Below are 14,826 nucleotides of genomic sequence, written 5' to 3'. Positions count from 1 at the left end.
AAATCTCAGGCTCAGGCTCAGGCTCAGGCTCAGGCTCAGGCTCAGGCTCAGGCTCAGGCTCAGGCTCAGGATCGGATCCAGCGGCAGGCCCAGGTTCCGGTCGGAGCGGACTGCCCGCTTATGCCGAACTGGTCTGCCGCAGCAACTTCAGCTTCCTGCGCGGGGCCTCGCATGCGGAGGAGCTGGTCAGCCGCGCCGCCTCGCTGGGCTACACCGCCCTGGCGATCACCGACGAATGTTCGGTCGCGGGGGTGGTGCGGGCGCATGAAGAAGCCCGTCGCCTCAGTGCGCCGACCGACACCAGCTCCAGCTCCAGCTCCAGCTCCAGCTCCAGCTCCAGCTCCAGCTCCAGCTCCAGCTCCAGCTCCAGCTCCAGCTCCAGCCCCAGCCCCAGCCCCAGCCCCAGCCCCAGCCCCAGCCCCAGCCCCAGCCATGACGAGCATGCCCGCGGCCTGCAGCTGATCATCGGCGCCGAGTTCGTGGTGCAGGTCGACGCGGCCGAGGCGATCGGCGCGCCCGGACGGCCGGACCAGCCCGGGCGGATCGTGCTGCTGGCGCGACACCGTGAAGGGTATGCCTGGCTGTGCGGGCTGATCTCGCTGGCGCGGGGCCGCTGCGCCAAGGGAAGCTACCGGCTGCACTGGAGCGATCTGGCCATGCCCGTGGCCGCCGATCCGGCCGAGGCGCCATCAGCATCAGCATCAGCATCAGCATCAGCATCAGCATCAGCATCAGCATCAGCATCAGCATCAGCATCAGCATCAGCATCAGCATCAGCGCCAAGCACGAGCACGAGCACGAGCACGAGCACGAGCACGAGCACGAGCACGAGCACGAGCACGAGCACGAGCACGAGCTCCGGCTCCGGCTCCGGCTCCGGCACGGACACCGAGCCTGCACCAGGCTGCTGGGCCCTGCTGCTGCCTGGGCACGACCAGGGCCCCGACACCTGGATCGGGCAGCTGGCATGGCTGACGGCCTGCTTCGGCGCACACACCCGGCTGGCCGCCTGCCTGCTGCGGCATGCCGACGACATGCTGCACGGTGCGCAGCTGCGGGCCGCCAGCCGTGCCAGCGGGGTGCCGGTGGTGGCGGTCGGCGACGTGCACATGCATGTGCGCTCGCGCAAGCCGCTGCTGGACACGCTGACGGCCATCGGCCTGCGCACGCCACTGGCCGACTGCGGCCACGCGCTGGCGCGCAACGCCGAGCAGCACGTGCGCTCGCGCCTGGCGCTGACGCAGCTCTACCCGCCCGCCTGGCTGGCCGAGTCGGTGCACATCGCCCGGGGCTGCCGTTTCCGCCTCGACGAGCTGCGCTACGAATACCCCGACGAGATCGTGCCCGCCGGCCACACCGCCACCAGCTGGCTGCGCCACGAGACGCTGGCCGGTGCCGCGCGGCGCTACCCACCGCACCGCCACCCCGGGGGCATGCCGGCGGCCGTGGGCGAGCAGATCGAGCGGGAGCTCGCGCTGGTGGCCGAGCTGCGCTACGAGGCATTTTTCCTGACGGTGCACGACATCGTGCGGCACGCCCGCAGCATCGGCATCCTGTGCCAGGGGCGGGGCTCGGCGGCCAACTCCGCGGTCTGCTACTGCCTGGGCATCACCGAGGTCGATCCGTCGCGGAGCACGCTGCTGTTCGAGCGTTTCATCAGCCGCGAGCGGGGCGAGCCGCCCGACATCGACGTCGACTTCGAGCACGAACGGCGCGAGGAGGTGATCCAGTACCTCTACCGGAAGTACAGCCGCCACCGCACCGCGCTGGCGGCTGCCGTCTCGACCTACCGCGTGCGGGGGGCCCTGCGCGACGTGGGCCGGGCGCTGGGCCTGGATGCGCTGGTGGTCGCCGCGGTGGCCCGGTCCTGCCAGTGGTTCGACGGCCATGGCGCGATGGCCGAGCGTCTGCTCGAGCAGGGGCTCGATCCGCAGGCGTCCGTGGTGCGGCACTGGATCGAGCTGAGCACCACGCTGCTGAGCTTTCCGCGCCACCTGTCGCAGCACAGCGGCGGTTTTGTCATCGCCCGCGACGCGCTGGCGCGGCTGGTGCCGATCGAGCCGACCGCGATGCCCGGGCGCTCCATCATCCAGTGGGACAAGGACGATCTGGAGTCGCTCGGCCTGCTCAAGGTCGACGTGCTGGCGCTGGGCATGCTGACCGTGCTGCGCAAGAGCCTGGACCTGGCCAACGCCTGGCATGGCCGCAGCGTCGCGGCCTGGCAGGCGGCGCCGCACCGGCCCGGCCTCGAGCCCTGGACGCTGCAGCACCTGCCGCGCGACGACGCCGCCACCTACCGCATGATCCAGCGCGCCGACACGGTGGGCACCTTCCAGATCGAGAGCCGGGCGCAGCAGAGCATGCTGCCGCGACTGCGGCCCGGCACGTTCTACGACCTGGTGGTCGAGGTCGCCATCGTGCGCCCCGGCCCGATCCAGGGGGGCATGGTGCACCCCTACCTGCGCCGCCGCCAGGGCAAGGAGGCGGCCGACTCGCCCTACCCCGCGCTGGACGCGGCGCTGGCGCGCACGCTGGGCGTGCCGATCTTCCAGGAGCAGGTGATGCAGGTCTGCATGATCGCCGCCGGCTTCAGCGCCGGTGACGCCGACGGCCTGCGCCGCGCGATGGCCTCCTGGCGGCGCCAGGGCGGGGTGCACCGCTACCACGACCAGGTGGTCGAGGGCATGGTCGAGCGGGGTTACGCCCGCGACTTCGCCGAGGGCATCTTCCGCCAGATCACGGGCTTCGGCGAATACGGTTTTCCGGAGAGCCACGCCTGCAGCTTCGCCCTGCTGGCCTGGTTCAGCGCCTGGCTGAAATGCCACGAGCCCGAGGCCTTCCTCGCCGCGCTGCTGAACTCGCAGCCCATGGGCTTCTACGGCCCGTCGCAGCTGGTGCAGGATGCGCGGCGCCACGGGGTCGAGGTGCGGCCGATCGACGTGGGCCACAGCCGGCGGGACTGCACGCTCGAGGCCCGCACCGACGGCCCGCGCCCGGCCGTGCGGCTGGGGCTGCGGCTGGTCGCCGGCCTGTCCGGGCCCGGGGTCGAGCGGCTGGAGCAGGCCCGCGCCGACGGCCCCTGGCTCGACGTGGCCGACCTCGCCCGACGCGCCCGGCTGGAGGCCGCCGACCTGCAGGCGCTGGCCCGCGCGGACGCGCTGCACGGCCTGGCCGGACACCGGCGCCAGCAGGTCTGGGCGGCGGCCGCCCCGGCCGCGGGGCGCCAGGGCAGCCTGCTCGCGACCGCCCCCATCCTCGAGCCCGACCCGGTGCTGCCGGCGGCCCCCGAGGGCGAGGCGGTCTGCCTGGACTACATCGCCACCGGCCTGAGCCTGCGCCGGCACCCGGTGGCGCTGCTGCGCCCGCGGCTCGCGCGCCAGGGCGTGCGCTCGGCCGCCGAGCTCGCGCACACCCCCGACGGCCGGACCGTGCGCGCCTGCGGGCTGGTGATCAGCCGCCAGCAGCCCGGCACGGCCCATGGCACGGTCTTCGTCACGCTGGAGGACGAGACCGGCCCGGTCAACGTGATCGTCTGGAAGGACCTGCGCGAGGCCGCGCGCCGCGCGCTGATCGGCTCGCGCCTGCTGGCCGTGGTCGGCACCTGGCAGCAGCGCGACGGCGTGGCCCACCTGCTGGCCCGCCGGCTGATCGACGCCAGCGCGCTGCTGCGCGGGCTGCCGGTCGCCTCGCGCGATTTCCACTGAGGCGCGCCGAGGCGGCTCCCACCACGGCCAGCGGGGCGGGGCTGGTTTCAAAAGGCAACGGCCGGGGCCGATCGAAGGAGCGGGTGCAGGCTCGACGTAGGATCATGGCCTGCGATCCTGCACCGTCGGCGCCCGCTGCATCCACCATGACCCTGACCCCTGCCCGTCCGACCCCGCCCGCCCGCCCGGCCGCGGGCTTCACGCTGATCGAGCTGCTGGTGGCGGTGGCCATCATCGGCATCCTGGCGACCCTCGCGCTGCCGTCCTACACCGCCTACCTGCGCCGTGGCGACAGCGCCGAAGGGCTGGCCGCGCTCAACGCCTACCGCGCGACGATGGAGCAGTACTACCAGGACCGGCGCAGCTACGGCACCGGCACCTTCTGCGCCGGCACGACCAGCGCCAGCGTGCCGCCGAGCAACACCGGCCTGTCTCATTTCACGATGGGCTGCGCGCTGACGAGCGCGGGCTACACGCTGACGGCCACCGGCAGCGGCCCGCGCACCACCGGCTACGTCTACACGCTCGACCAGGCCGGCACCAAGGGCACCACGAAGTACGCCGGCACCACCGTCAGCAAGGCCTGCTGGGTGGTCAAGGGCGGCGAGTGCTGAGCCCCGGGCGCGACCTCGACCGCATCCTCAGACGCCGGCCAGCACCCGCAGGTGGGCCGCGACGCTGCGGGCCAGCGAGCTGAGCGAGTAGCCACCTTCCAGGCAGGAGACGATGCGGCCGCCGCAGTGGCGCGCGGCCACGTCGACCAGCTGCTGCGTGATCCAGGCGTAGTCGGCCTCGACCAGGCCGAGCTGGCCCAGCTCGTCCTCGCGGTGGGCATCGAAGCCGGCCGAGATGAAGATCATCTGCGGGCGGAACTCCTCGAGCCGCGGCAGCCACTGGCTGCGGATCAGGTCGCGGATCTCGCCGCCACGGGTGTAGGCCGGGATCGGCAGGTTGACCATGTTCTCGCCCATCGGCACCCCGCCGCTGAACGGATAGATCTGGTCCTGGAAGAAGCTCACCATCAGGATGCGCTCGTCCCCGGCGACGATGTCCTCGGTGCCGTTGCCGTGGTGCACGTCGAAGTCGACGATGGCCACCCGCTCCAGCCCGCGCACGTCCAGCGCATGGCGCGCGGCGATCGACACGTTGTTGTAGAAGCAGAAGCCCATGGCCTGCGAGCGGGTGGCGTGGTGGCCGGGCGGACGGATCGCGCAGAAGGCGTTGATCGCCTCGCCGTCGATGACCGCGTCGGTGGCGGCCACCGCCGCACCGGCCGCACGCAGCATCGCCTGGCGGGTGCCGGGGCAGACGTTGGTGTCCTGGTCGATCGCGGTGTGCTCGCCGGTCTCGACCGCCTGCTGCAGGAACTCGTCGAGCTCGAGCAGATAGCCCTCGGAGTGCGCCAGCGTCAGGTCGTGGTGCCGGGCCAGCGGCGCGTCACGCCGGGTCAGCGCGATGTCCAGCCCGGTGGCCAGCAGGTGGTCCTCGATGGCGTCGAGCCGCTGCGGACATTCGGGATGACCGGCGCCCATGTCATGGCCACGGCAGTCGGGATGGGAGAAATAGGCAGTCGTCATGGTCTTTTGACACAGGCAGCCCGGCAGGCCGACCATGTTGTCTCTCTCGTTCGGTTATGGTCTCCATGATGAGCCCACCACATCACACGCAGCTGACACGCTCCGTGGACGCCCTGGTCCGGCGCCTGGAACAGCTGCATCGGCAGATTAGCACGGTCATCGTGGGCAAGGACGAGCAGATCCGCAGCAGCCTGGCCTGCCTGCTGGCCGGCGGCCACCTGCTGCTCGAGGACCTGCCCGGCGTGGGCAAGACCACGCTGGCGCATGCGCTGGCGGTCTCGCTCGGCCTGCACTTCTGCCGCGTGCAGTTCACCGCCGACCTGATGCCCAGCGACCTGGTCGGAGTCAGTGTCTACGAGCGCGCCGAGGAACGTTTTGTCTTTCATCAAGGGCCGGTCTTTGCCCAGGTGCTGCTGGCCGACGAGATCAACCGGGCCGGGCCGCGCACCCAGAGCGCGCTGCTCGAGGCGATGGAAGAGCGGCAGGTCAGCCTCGACGGCATGACCCACCCGCTGCCCGCGCCCTTCTTCGTCATCGCCACGCAGAACCCGGCCGAGCAGCTCGGCACCTTCGTGCTGCCCGAGAGCCAGCTCGACCGCTTCCTGATGTGCCTGTCGATGGGTTATCCCGACGCCGCCGCCGAGCGTGAGCTGCTGGCCGGCGAGGACCGCCGCGAGATGCTGCGCCACCTCGCCCCGGTGATGAGCGCCAGCGAGCTGGTCGCCGCCCAGCAGCTCGTGCCGCAGCTGCATGCGGCGCCGGCGCTGCTCGACCATGTCCAGGCGCTGCTGGCGGCCAGCCGCTCGGGCGAATGGTTCGTGCACGGCCTGTCGCCACGCGCGGGCCTGGCGCTGCTGCGCGCGGCGCGCGCCCATGCGCTGCTGCAGCAGCGCACCCACGCCACGCCGGCCGACGTGCAGGCCGTGGCCGTGCCGGTGCTGGCCCATCGGCTGCAGGTGCGCAGCGGCGCCAGCCGCGGCCGGCGCGCCCAGCTGCAGGCGATGGTGGAATCGGTCGGCCTGGTCTGACGTGGCGAAGCGGCCGACCCGGTGGCGCGCCTGGTGGGAGCAGCGCCACCCCCGCACCGACACGCTGCGGCTGACGCAGCGCAACGTCTACATCCTGCCCACGGCCACCGGCTGGTGCTACGGCGCGCTGCTGGCCGTGCTGCTGCTGGCCTCGATCAACTACCAGCTCAACCTCGGCCACCTGCTGACCTTCGTGCTGGCCGGGGCCGGCGTGGTCGCGCTGCAGGCCACCCATGCGGTGCTGCGCGGCCTCGACGTGCGGCTGCTGGCGCCGCTGCAGGGGCCGGCCGGCGGCGCCCTGCCGGTGCGCATCCGGCTGCAGGACCCGGCCCCGCGGCGCTGGCCGAGCCCGATGCGCCTGGGCCGCCACGGCCTCACGCTGCGCTGGCGGGACGGCGCCGGCGAGCCGGTCCAGGTCGACGTGCCCGACGGACAGGCGGCCGAGGTCGAGCTGGCCTGGAGCCCGGCGCGGCGCGGCCTGCAGGCCCTGCCCGCGCTGACGCTGGAGAGCCGCTTTCCGCTCGGCCTGTTCCGCGCCTGGACGGTGTGGCGCCCCGCCACGCCCGCGGTGGTCTGGCCGGCCCCGGAGATCGGCGCGCCCCCGTGGCCCGCGCAGGAGGGTCGCCCTCGACCCCTCTCCCGCGCGCCCGCCACCGCGGCCCGCGAGCCCGACGAGCCCGATGGCGTGCGCCCCTGGCGACGGGGCGACAGCCCGCGGCAGGTGGCCTGGAAATCGAGCGCGCGCCTGCTCGCCAGCGGGGGCGGGCTGCTGGTGCGCGAGCGCCCGCGGCCGGCGGCCGATCCCCGTGTCCACCTGCGCTGGGCCGACACCCCGGCCTCGCTCGACCCCGAGGCGCGGCTGTCGCGGCTGTGCGCCTGGGTGCTGATGGCCGAGCGGCAGCGGCTGCCGTGGCGCCTGGACCTGCCCGACGGCCCGCCGCCTTCCGCCCCCGGCCCGTCGACCAGCGCCGACACGCCGGTCACGAACCCGGCCCCCGGGCGTGATGCCGCGCTGCACCGGCTGGCCTGCTGGGGCCTGCCGGCGCCTGGAGCCGCCCCATGACCCCGGGCGCGCTGAACCCGTCCACCTGGAGCCGCGACACCCGCGACACGCTCTACCTGCTGCTGGTGCTGGCCTGGACGCTGGCGCCCCAGGCCGCCCGGGTACCGGCCTGGGCGATGGGCATGGCGGCGCTGGCGCTGCTGCTGCGCGCGACGTTGGCCATCACCCGGCGGCCGCTGCCCGCGCGCTGGATCACGCTGGCCGCGCTGCTGCTGGCCTGCACCCTGACCTGGACCAGCCACCGCACGCTGCTCGGGCGCGACGCCGGGCTGACGCTGCTGGTCGTGCTCGCCGCGCTGAAGACCCTGGAGCTGCGGGCCCGCCGCGACGCCACCGTCGTGTTCTTCCTCGGCTTCTTCCTGGTGCTGGGCAATTTCCTGCACACCCAGTCGCTGGCCGTGGCGCTGGCCATGGGCGTGTCGGTCTGGGGCCTGCTGGGCGCGCTGCTGCTGTCGAACATGCCGGTGGGCCGCCCGCCGCTGGGCCAGGTGCTGGGCCTGTCGGCGCGCCTGCTGCTGCTGGGCACGCCGCTGGTGCTGGTGCTGTTCATGCTGTTTCCGCGCCTGGGGCCGCTGTGGGGCCAGCCCGGTGACCTGGGCGGGCGCTCCGGCCTGTCCGACCGCCTGCGCCTGGGCGAGGTGGCCGAGCTCGCGCTCGACGACGGGCTGGCGATGCGAGTGCGCTTCGACGGGCCGGTGCCGGCCGCGGCGCAGCGCTATTTCCGCGGCCCGGTGCTGGCCGACATCGACGCCGGCGGCCAGTGGACCGCCCGGCCCGCCGCGGTGCAGCAGCTCGCCGGCGAGGGCGGTGCGGGGTTCGACGAGCGCCGGCTGCCGGCCCAGGCGCTGGGCAGCCCGCTGGCCTACGAGGTGGTGGTCGAGCCGCTGCGGGTGCGCAGCCTGCCGCTGCTGGAGATGAGCATCGAGGCGCCGCGGGTCGAAGGCTCGGACCGGCGCTTCACCGTGCAGCCCGATGGCGTGTGGATGAGCGACCGGCCGCTCGACGACCGCCTGCGCGTGCGCAGCCAGGCCAGCTCGCAGTGGCGCTACCCCAGCGCCGAGGCCCACCCGATGGCTCGCCAGGCCCTCGGCGCCGACCTGGCCCTGCCCGACGGCGCCCATCCCCGCACCCGGGCCTGGGCCCGGCAGATCGCCGCCGGCCTGCCGCAGCGCGACGCCACCACGCTGGTCGAGGCCCTGCTCGCCCACATCCGCCGCAGCCCCTACCGCTACACCCTCGAGCCCGGCACGGTGCCGGCCGGCGCCGATGCGCTCGACCACTTCTGGCTCGACGGCCGCGCCGGCTTCTGCGAGCACTACGCCGCCAGCCTGGTCGTCGTGCTGCGGGCCGCGGGCGTGCCCGCGCGCATCGTCACCGGCTACCAGGGCGGGCAGATCAACCCGGTCGACGGTGTGCTCGAGGTGCGCCAGTCCGATGCCCACGCCTGGGTCGAATACTGGCGCGACGACCGCGGCTGGGTGCGCGCCGACCCCACCGCCGCGGTCGCCCCCGAACGCATCGAGCGCACGCTGCGCCTGGGGGCAGCGCCCGGCCTGGTCGGCCAGGTGCTGTGGCGCGGGGGCGAAGCACCCGCCTGGACCCGCCGGGCCGGCGAGCTCTGGCGTGCCGTCGACCACCGCTGGAACGACTGGGTGCTGGGCTACACCCCCCAGCGCCAGCGTGACCTGCTGCGCTCGCTGGGCTGGCACGAGGTCGACGTGGCCGGCCTGGTGCGGCTGCTGGGCCTGCTGATCGGCGGGGCGGCGCTGCTGGGCCTGCTGCCCGCGCTGTGGTGGGCGCGCCGCACCGGTGGTGGGGCCCGCGCCGGGCGGCCCGATCCCTGGCTGCGCACCTGGGCCCTGGTGCAGCGCTCGCTGGCCCGCCGCGGCATGGTCCTGCCGCCGCACTGGCCGCCACGCCGTGTCGCCGATGCGGTGCAGCAGCGCTGGGGCGCCGACGGGCAGGCGCTGGCCCGGGCGCTGCTCAACTTCGAGGACGACCGCTACGCACCGGCGGACGCCTCCCGTCGCCCGCAGGCGCCGCGCCCGGCCCGGCGGCAGCTGCTGGGCCTGGTGCGCCGGCTGCCCGCCCGGCCGGTCGAGCCACCAAAATCGCCCCACCCGTCACGCTGAACCGCCCGCTTCGGGACAATGCCAGCCACTGCCGGCCTTCCCTGCCACGTCTCCCCTTCCTTCCCACGGAGCCCCCTGCCATGCAATTCCTCCACACCATGCTGCGCGTCGGCAACCTGCAGCGCTCGATCGACTTCTACACCCGGGTGCTGGGCATGAAGCTGCTGCGGGTCGTGAACCGGCCCGCACAGCAGTACGACCTCGCCTACCTCGGCTTTGCCGCCAACCCGGAACAGGCCGAGCTGGAGCTGACCTACAACCACGGCGTCGACCGCTACGAGCTGGGCACCGCCTACGGCCACATCGCCATCGGCGTGGCGGACGCGGCCGCCACCTGCGAGGCCGCGCGCCGCGTGGCCGCCGAACTGGGCGGCGCCGTCACCCGCGAGGCCGGTCCGGTGCTCGGTGGCGACACCGTCATCGCCTTCCTGACGGACCCCGACGGCTACAAGGTCGAGCTGATCCAGCACGGGACGATGACTTGAGCGCATTCCGCTGAACCTGCCGCGCCGGAGACAATCCCCGGCATGCCCTCCAGCCCCGCTCCCACCCCCGCCGATGCCGGCCACTTCGACCTCGCCCGCCTCGACCCCGACCAGCGGCAGCTGCTCTCGGCGCTGGCGCTGGGCTCGCTGCACCGGACCCGGGCCTGGGTGCACGGACTGCTCGACCGGCTGGGCGCACGGCGCGCCGACGGCCAGCGCTTCGGCACGGACCACGTGCGCGCCGGCATGGAGCAGCTGGCCCGCACCGGCTGGCTGAGCGAACACCCGCACCGCGCGGGCTGCTGGCGGGTGCACCCGGGCGCCTTCAGCGCCGTCTACCTGCAGGCGCTGCAGGGCCATGACCACGACACGCTGCGCGCCGCGCTGGCCAGCGCCGAGAAGCTCGGGCCGACGCTGACCGGCAGCCACGGGCATTTCCCCAACCTCGAGGCCGCCGTCGCGATCACGCAGCTGGCGGCCTTCGGCGGACGCCCGCCCGCCGAGCTGCACGGGCTGCGCTCGGCCTGCAGCTGGGGCATGGGCTGGGACGACGTGCTCGAGCGGGCGGTGCACGATCCGCTCGACGAGCTGCTGTTCGCCCGGCTGCACCCCGGCCTGCAGGCCGAGGTGCTGGCCGACCGCCTGACGGTGCTGCTGACCCACTGGCAGAACCCGGGCGGCCTGCCGGTGGTGGCGCTGAGCGAGGCGCTGCTGGCGCGCGCGCGCACCGAGCCGGACCTGGCCATGAGCTGCGAGAACCTCGGCCTGCCGCTCTACCTGGCCGAGTTCATGCTGATGGCCGGACGCTTCGACGAGGTCGGGGCCACCCTGGCGCCGATGACGCGGCCCACCGCCTGGCGCGCACCCGAGGAGGCTGCCAGCTGGCAGCAGGTGGCGCAGGCCATGCAGGCGGTGATCGACTTCCGCCACGGCCGCTGGGACGCCTGCATCGCCGGCTACGACGGCGTGCTGGCCCGGCTGCGGGCGGACACCGGCAAGCGCAAGGGTCTGCTGCCGCTGGCGCTGATGGCGCCCTTCGTGCTCGCGCTGATGGCGCGCCAGGACCCTGCCGAGCTGCAGCGGGCGCTGAAGTTCTGCCTGAACGAGGGCGGCAAGCGCCAGCCGGTGCCCGACACGCCCTGGGGCGTGCTCGCGCTGGCCCAGCAGATGCGCCTGGGCGAGGCGCGGCGGGACCCGGGCGAGTTCCGCGCCGTCAGCCGCGTGCCGCAGCTGCACACGCTCGACTTCTGGCGCTGGCTGGTGCGCGCCTGGCTGACCGACGCCGGCAGCGCGCCACCCGAACTGGGCGAGGACCAGCTGCGGGCCGCCGACTTCCTGCGCAACCGCCTGACCCAGGTCGGCCTGACCGACCTAGCCGACCAGCTCGAGGGCGCGCTGGCCGTGCTGCAGGGCCGCCCCGCACCGGCCCGCTTCTTCGTCGCCCGCAGCGCCGAGGGCTGGCGCCACGCGCTGGCCGCGCTGGCCGCCATCGCCACGCCCGAGGCGGTGCGCGCGCCCGCGGGCACCACGCTGGTCACGCACGAGTCGCGGCTGATGTGGGTCATCGACATCAACGAGCAGGGCGCGCTGCGCAGCATCCTGCCCTTCGAGCAGAAACACGGCCTGCGCGGCTGGAGCAAGCCCAAGGCGGTGCCGCTGTCGCGCATCGTCAAGACCGAGTCCCTGCCGCCGCACGACGCCGCGGTGGCGCGCTGCATCCGCCAGAGCAGCTGGGACCGCACGCTGCGTCTGGACCTGGCCGCCGCCGCGGTGGCGCTGATCGAGCACCCCTGCCTGGTGTTCGACGACCTGCCCGAGGTGCTGGTCACGCTGACCGAGGTCAGCCCGCAGATCGACGTGCAGGACCAGGGCGACCAGCTGCTGGTGCGGCTCATCCCCGCGCCGCGCTGGACCGAGGACGAGAGCGAGGAGCCGCTGCCCGCCGGCCTGCGCCGCCTGAGCCTGAGCGCCAGCGAGCTCAAGGAGGTCGACGCGCTGCGCACGCTGACCCTCGAGCGTACCGAGCCGCAGCGGGCCCAGCTGATCCGCCTGAACCCGGCGCAGAAGCGGGTGGCCCAGCTCGTGGGCCGCGGCCTGAGCCTGCCCAAGGAAGCGGCCGACCAGCTCCAGCCGGTGCTGCAGGGCCTGGGCGCCCATTTCCAGATCCACAGCGACGACGCCCCCGCGGGCCGCGAAGTGCCGTGCGAATCGCGCCTGCGCGCCGAGCTGACGCCGCAGGGGGCCGGCGTGACGCTGCGGCTGGTGGTCGCCCCCTTCGGCGGCAGCGGCCCGCGCCTGAGCCCGGGGCTGGGCCGCGCCCGGCTGATCACCGCCGTCGACGGCGAGACGCTGGGCGTGCAGCGTGACCTCGCCGCCGAGCGCAGCCACCTCGAGACCGTGCTCGACGCCTGCCCCATGCTCACGCCGCTGCCGCCGATGGCCCCCGCCGCCTGGGACCTGGAGACCCCCGACGAGGCGCTCGCGCTGCTCGAGCGCCTGCACACGCTCAACGCGGTGATGGCGCTGGACTGGCCCAAGGGCAAGCCGATCCGGGTCGACGGCGTCGGCGTGGCGCAGCTGCGGGTCAACGTCAGCTCCGGCTCCGAATGGCTGGCGCTGCAGGGCGGCATCACGATCAACGAGCAGCTCGTCACCAGCCTGGACCGCCTGCTCGACTGGAGCGCCCACCAGAAGAGCCGCTTCATCCCAATGGGCGAAGGCCGCTTCCTGGCGCTGACCGAAGAGCTGCGCGCCCGCCTCGAGGACCTCGCCAGCGTCGCGCAGCCGGGCAAGCCCGCAGCCAGGGGCGGCGAGCCCGTCACCCACGTGCCCCCGGTGGCCGCCGAGTGGCTGGACCGCACGCTGGCCGGTGCCGACGTGAACGTCGACGTGGCCTTCCGCGAGCGCATCGACCGGCTGATCGTCGCGCAGTCGGTCCAGCCGGCGCTGCCGCGCACGCTGCAGGCCCAGCTGCGCCCCTACCAGGAAGAAGGCTACCAGTGGGCCATGCGCCTGGCCGCCACCGGCCTGGGCGCCTGCCTGGCCGACGACATGGGCCTGGGCAAGACGCTGCAGGCCCTGGCCGTGCTGCTCGCCCGCGCCGCGGACGGCCCGGCGCTGGTGGTCGCGCCCACCTCGCTGATCGGCAACTGGCAGGCCGAGGCCCACCGCTTCGCGCCCACGCTGCGCCTGCTGCCCTATGCCGAAGGCGACGCCGGTGGCGACCGGGCCGCGCTGGTGCGCGGCGCCGGCCCGGGCGACGTGGTGCTGGTGTCCTACCAGCTGCAGCAGCTCGACGCCGCCACCTTCGGCGAACGCGCCTGGCACACGCTGGTGCTCGACGAGGCCCAGGCCATCAAGAACGCCTCGGCCAAGCGCAGCCAGGCCGTGCACGAGCTGAGCGCCGATTTCCGGCTCGCGCTCTCGGGCACGCCCATCGAGAACCGGCTCTCCGAGCTGTGGTCGATCATGCGGGTCTGCAACCCCGGCCTGCTCGGCTCGCTGGCGCTGTTCAACCTGCGCTTTGCCGTGCCCATCGAGCGCGACCGCAACCGCATCGCCCAGCGCACGCTGCGCCGGCTGATCGCGCCCTTCATCCTGCGGCGCACCAAGTCGCAGGTGCTCGACGACCTGCCCCCGCGCACCGAACTCAGCCTGCTGGTCGAGGGCGACGCCACCGAGCGCGCCCACTACGAGGCCCTGCGCCGCCAGGCCCTGCGCGACGCCGAACGCGCCATGAAGTCCGACGCCCCCGGCCAGGCCCACCTCAACATCCTCGCCCAGCTCACCCGCCTGCGCCGCGCCGCCTGCGACCCGCGCCTGGTCACCCCCGACCTCAGGACCCCCGGCGCCAAGGTGCGCGCCTTCGGCGAGCTCGCCGCCGAACTCACCGCCAACGGCCACAAGGCGCTCGTCTTCAGCCAGTTCGTCGACTTCCTCGCGCTGCTCAAGGAGCCGCTCGACGCCGCCGGCATCCCCTACCAGTACCTCGACGGCAGCACCCCCGCGGCCGAACGCACCCGCTGCGTCGCCGCCTTCCAGGCCGGCGAAGGCGAGCTCTTCCTCATCAGCCTGAAGGCCGGCGGCTTCGGCCTCAACCTCACCGTCGCCGACTACGTCGTCATCGCCGACCCCTGGTGGAACCCCGCCGCCGAAGACCAGGCCAGCGGCCGCGCCCACCGCATCGGCCAGCAGCGCCCCGTCACCGTCTACCGCCTGGTGCACCAGGGCACGCTGGAAGAGAAGATCGTCGCCCTGCACCAGGACAAGCGCGAACTCGCCGACAGCGTGCTCGAAGGCAACGAGGTCAGCGGCCCGCTGCAGGCGGAGGAACTGGTGGCGTTGATGCTGGGGGATTGATCGCCGGCGATGCGATGAGGCCATGCCTCCGTGATTCACGGCACGGAAGCGCGACGTGCATCACTCCGAACGGGGGTGCGTCGACTGGACGCCCCCTGATGCCACGGCTAGAGCGTGTTATGAACTTCTCCCAAAGCCAGCACTACTGCGGTCTTGGGGAGCATGAGGATGGCGAAGACAACGAGATGCAGGCGGGCAACACCTGAGGCAAGCGCTCGAAATCGCGGCTGAGACGGCGAAAGTGCAACAGCCACCCGAAACTGCGCTCGACCACCCAGCGCCGAGGCAGCAATACAAACCCCGCTCTCGCCTCGGGCAGCTTGACAATCTGCAAGTCGGTGCTGATGCACCTGTGTCGCACAACCCCTTGATCACGGCGATGGACTGGCATTGACGGGCCTCACCGACATGGATGATCGAACGCATATCGCCCACCACCAACTCGCAGCAGCCCGCCTCGTCCCTGCGGACGAACTGC

General features: G+C 73.6%; 8 protein-coding genes and 1 pseudogene. 7 read left to right on the top strand and 2 right to left on the bottom strand.

What is annotated here, in order from left to right; translation table 11 throughout:
- Nucleotides 1–110: 110 nt before the first annotated feature.
- Nucleotides 111–3,704, top strand: coding sequence for an error-prone DNA polymerase (locus C7444_RS02345; protein WP_375136900.1), 3,594 nt, complete (start codon nucleotides 111–113; stop codon nucleotides 3,702–3,704).
- A 146-nt stretch (nucleotides 3,705–3,850) separates the two neighbouring features.
- Nucleotides 3,851–4,318 (top strand): type IV pilin protein, encoded by a 468-nt coding sequence (locus C7444_RS02340; protein ID WP_110399235.1) that lies wholly within the window; start codon nucleotides 3,851–3,853, stop codon nucleotides 4,316–4,318.
- A 27-nt stretch (nucleotides 4,319–4,345) separates the two neighbouring features.
- On the opposite strand, the gene C7444_RS02335 is transcribed toward C7444_RS02340, so the two are convergent.
- The gene (locus C7444_RS02335) at nucleotides 4,346–5,281 is read right to left on the bottom strand and encodes a histone deacetylase family protein (RefSeq protein ID WP_110399463.1); all 936 of its coding nucleotides are present in this window, start codon (nucleotides 5,279–5,281) and stop codon (nucleotides 4,346–4,348) included.
- A 68-nt stretch (nucleotides 5,282–5,349) separates the two neighbouring features.
- On the opposite strand from C7444_RS02335, the gene C7444_RS02330 reads away from it, so the two are divergent.
- The 5 genes from C7444_RS02330 to C7444_RS02310 all read left to right on the top strand — a co-directional run bounded on the left by C7444_RS02330 (nucleotide 5,350) and on the right by C7444_RS02310 (nucleotide 14,348).
- The gene (locus C7444_RS02330; protein ID WP_375136897.1) at nucleotides 5,350–6,309 is read left to right on the top strand and encodes an AAA family ATPase; all 960 of its coding nucleotides are present in this window, start codon (nucleotides 5,350–5,352) and stop codon (nucleotides 6,307–6,309) included.
- A gap of 1 nt (nucleotide 6,310) precedes the next feature.
- Nucleotides 6,311–7,372 carry a DUF58 domain-containing protein gene (locus C7444_RS02325; protein WP_110399233.1) on the top strand — a complete coding sequence of 354 codons (1,062 nt, stop codon included), beginning with the start codon at nucleotides 6,311–6,313 and terminating at the stop codon, nucleotides 7,370–7,372.
- Complete coding sequence (locus C7444_RS02320) at nucleotides 7,369–9,504, top strand: transglutaminase TgpA family protein (protein ID WP_110399232.1); 2,136 nt, start codon at nucleotides 7,369–7,371, stop codon at nucleotides 9,502–9,504. Before C7444_RS02325 ends, C7444_RS02320 begins: the two co-directional genes overlap by 4 nt.
- Before the next feature lie 80 nt (nucleotides 9,505–9,584).
- Nucleotides 9,585–9,989: a lactoylglutathione lyase gene (gene gloA / locus C7444_RS02315; protein ID WP_110399231.1), complete on the top strand. Its 405-nt coding sequence runs from the start codon at nucleotides 9,585–9,587 to the stop codon at nucleotides 9,987–9,989.
- A 42-nt stretch (nucleotides 9,990–10,031) separates the two neighbouring features.
- Nucleotides 10,032–14,348 carry a DEAD/DEAH box helicase gene (locus tag C7444_RS02310; protein ID WP_110399230.1) on the top strand — a complete coding sequence of 1,439 codons (4,317 nt, stop codon included), beginning with the start codon at nucleotides 10,032–10,034 and terminating at the stop codon, nucleotides 14,346–14,348.
- Between the two features lie 107 nt (nucleotides 14,349–14,455).
- On the opposite strand, the pseudogene C7444_RS20470 reads toward C7444_RS02310, so the two are convergent.
- Nucleotides 14,456–14,685: pseudogene (locus tag C7444_RS20470) on the bottom strand (transposase); the annotation flags it as partial.
- Between the last annotated feature and the right edge of the window lie 141 nt (nucleotides 14,686–14,826).

Origin of the sequence: Sphaerotilus hippei (genome assembly GCF_003201595.1) — a bacterium.
GTDB classification, from domain to species: Bacteria; Pseudomonadota; Gammaproteobacteria; order Burkholderiales; family Burkholderiaceae_C; genus Sphaerotilus; species Sphaerotilus hippei.
The sequence above is the reverse complement of the archived record's forward strand: the minus strand, read 5'-3'. Positions and strand labels throughout refer to the sequence as shown.